We start from the raw sequence: 2,261 nt of genomic DNA, 5'->3' as shown, positions 1-2,261 counted from the left end.
GTGGCCTTGTGGCGCTTTACTACCCTATCCCCACCCCCACCACCCCGTCAAGATATCCAACCCAAAATTTTTTGAAGCCAGAAGGGATCCGGATCCACCGTTAGACTGTTGAAGTGAGCTCAGATTGGGTTAGACGGGTCTATGGGGATTGTGATTGGGGCTGCTGCTCCTGACTTTAGCTTGCCTGCGGTGGGGAAAGGGATCCAAAAGGGAGCCCAGATTTCACTGGCGGCCTACCGGGGCAAGAGCAAGGTGTTGCTGGCCTTTTACCCGGCGGATTTTTCCCCGGTATGCACGAGCGAGATGCGTTGCTTTCGGGAGGATTGGGAAGCTTTCCGGGCCGCGGGCTGCGAGATCTTGGGGATCAGCAGCGATCCCCTCTCCAGGCACCAAGCCTTTGCCGAGCAGCTTAAGCTGGAGTTTCCTTTGCTGAGCGATGTGGACAGAACCGTGAGCCAGCAGTACGGGGTGGACAGCCTGCTGGGGACGCGGCGGGCCTATTTTTTGGTGGATAGCCAAGGGATCCTACGCTACCAGCATGTGGAGTGGCTGCCCTTGTTCAAGCGAGACAACCGGGAGCTGCTGGAGGCCGTGAGGGCGATTAGCTAAACGGGGGATCCTCTGGGGTGGGCCAGAGAACCCGTTGCGGCTGTCCGGTGTCCGGCAGGGAGAGGGGAGTGTGGCCAAGGGGCTCCAGAAGCCAGCTACGCTGGGGCGGGCTCCAGTTGCCCTGGCGGGCCTCGATCTCCAGAATGAGCTGGCCATTTTGCTGTCGCAAGCGGAAGAGGGTGGTGGCCCAGGCTCCTGCTCGATGGGCGAGGGTTTCCCCGTCGTCTTCGTAGAGGGTGAAGCTGCCGTTGCCGGGGTAGAGTTTGAGGTGCGGTTGGTCACGGCGCAGGTGGGCGGTGGACGGGCAGGGGGGAGCTAAAGGCAGAACGGAGCCACCCCGCACAAACAGCGGCAGTTGTTCGAGAGGGGCAGGGACGAGAATGTAGCGGGGGCCGGTGTGGGCCTGACCTGTCCACCAATCAAACCAAGTGCCCTGGGGTAGGTAAACAGCGCGGCACCGCACGCCAGGCCGAACCACAGGGGCAGCTAGGAGGGCGGATCCCAGCATGGCTTGATCTGAGATCTCGTAGGTTTGCGGATCGTCGGGAAACTCGTAGAGAAGGGGGCGCAAGATGGGGGATCCGGTTTGGCTGGACTCCCAAAAGAGGCTGTAGAGGTAGGGCAGCAGCTGGTAACGCAACTGAATGGCCTGCCGGCAGATGGTTTCCACTTCGAGGCCAAAGCTCCAGGGCTCGTGGGGGCGGGTGCCCAGGGCGCTGTGGCCGCGCATGAGGGGGTAAAGAATTCCCATTTGCATCCAACGGGCAAACAGCTCGGGAGTGGCATTGCCACCGAAGCCGCCGATGTCCGCGCCGACAAAGCTAACTCCCGACAGGCCCAGGTTTAGGAGCATGGGCAGGGACATCTCCAGGTGTTCCCAGGAGGATTGGTTGTCGCCTGTCCAGACGGCAGCCCAGCGCTGGATCCCAGCAAAGCCGGAGCGAGTCAGCACGAAGGGGCGCCGGTTGGGGTTGAGCTGTTCCAAGCCTTCACGGGAAGCGCGTGTCATCAGCAGGCCGTACAGGTTGTGAACTTCGGCGTGGGTGGTGGGTTCGTCGGGTGGGCCTTGGGGGGCATCGAGGGGGATATCGACGATCTGGCCGCCGTCTCCAAAGGGGCGGTCGTTGAGGGCCGGCTCGTTCATGTCGTTCCAGATGCCATCCACACCGGCTTGGGTGAGAACCCGTTGCCAGGATCCCCACCACTGCCGCACTCCGGGGCGCAAGAAGTCGGGAAAGAGGACTTTGCCTGGCCAAACGTAGCCATGGAAGAGGTGGCCGTCGGCGCGGCGGATAAAGAAATCCTGGGCCAAGCCCTCGTCGAAGACGGCGTAGTCGGCTTCGGGCTCGAACTTGACGCCGGGATCCACAATGGCTACCACCCGGAAGCCAGCCTCGTGGAGTTGGGCCATGAGCCGGGCCGGTTCGGGGAAGCGGCGGGGATCCCAGGTGAAGACGCGGTAGCCGCGCATGTAGTCGATATCCAAGTAAATGACGTCGCAGGGGATCTGCCGCTGGCGAAATTGCTGCGCAACGGTTTGAACCTGGGCGGCGCTGGCGTAGCTCCAGCGGCACTGTTGGTAGCCCAAGGCCCAGAGGGGAGGAAGGGGAGGCCGCCCAGTGAGTTGGGTGTAGGTCTCGAGCACCAAGGCC

The 2,261-nt window shown here is 62.5% G+C and carries 2 protein-coding genes; one reads left to right on the top strand and one right to left on the bottom strand.

Features of this window, described 5'->3' with window-relative positions; all coding sequences use genetic code 11:
• Positions 1-141: 141 nt before the first annotated feature.
• Positions 142-609 carry a peroxiredoxin family protein gene (locus NW837_RS13440; RefSeq protein ID WP_414332127.1) on the top strand — a complete coding sequence of 156 codons (468 nt, stop codon included), beginning with the start codon at positions 142-144 and terminating at the stop codon, positions 607-609.
• Here NW837_RS13440 and NW837_RS13435 read toward each other — a convergent pair.
• On the bottom strand, positions 602-2,261 hold a 1,660-nt coding region (locus NW837_RS13435), incomplete at its 5' end, for a TIM-barrel domain-containing protein (RefSeq protein WP_414332126.1). The two genes, NW837_RS13440 and NW837_RS13435, sit on opposite strands and share 8 nt — an antisense overlap.

Source organism: Synechococcus sp. R6-10, assembly GCF_047461815.1.
Classification (GTDB): domain Bacteria; phylum Cyanobacteriota; class Cyanobacteriia; order Thermostichales; family Thermostichaceae; genus Thermostichus.
Note: the sequence above shows the minus strand (reverse complement) of the source record. Positions and strands in the feature narration are given on the sequence as shown.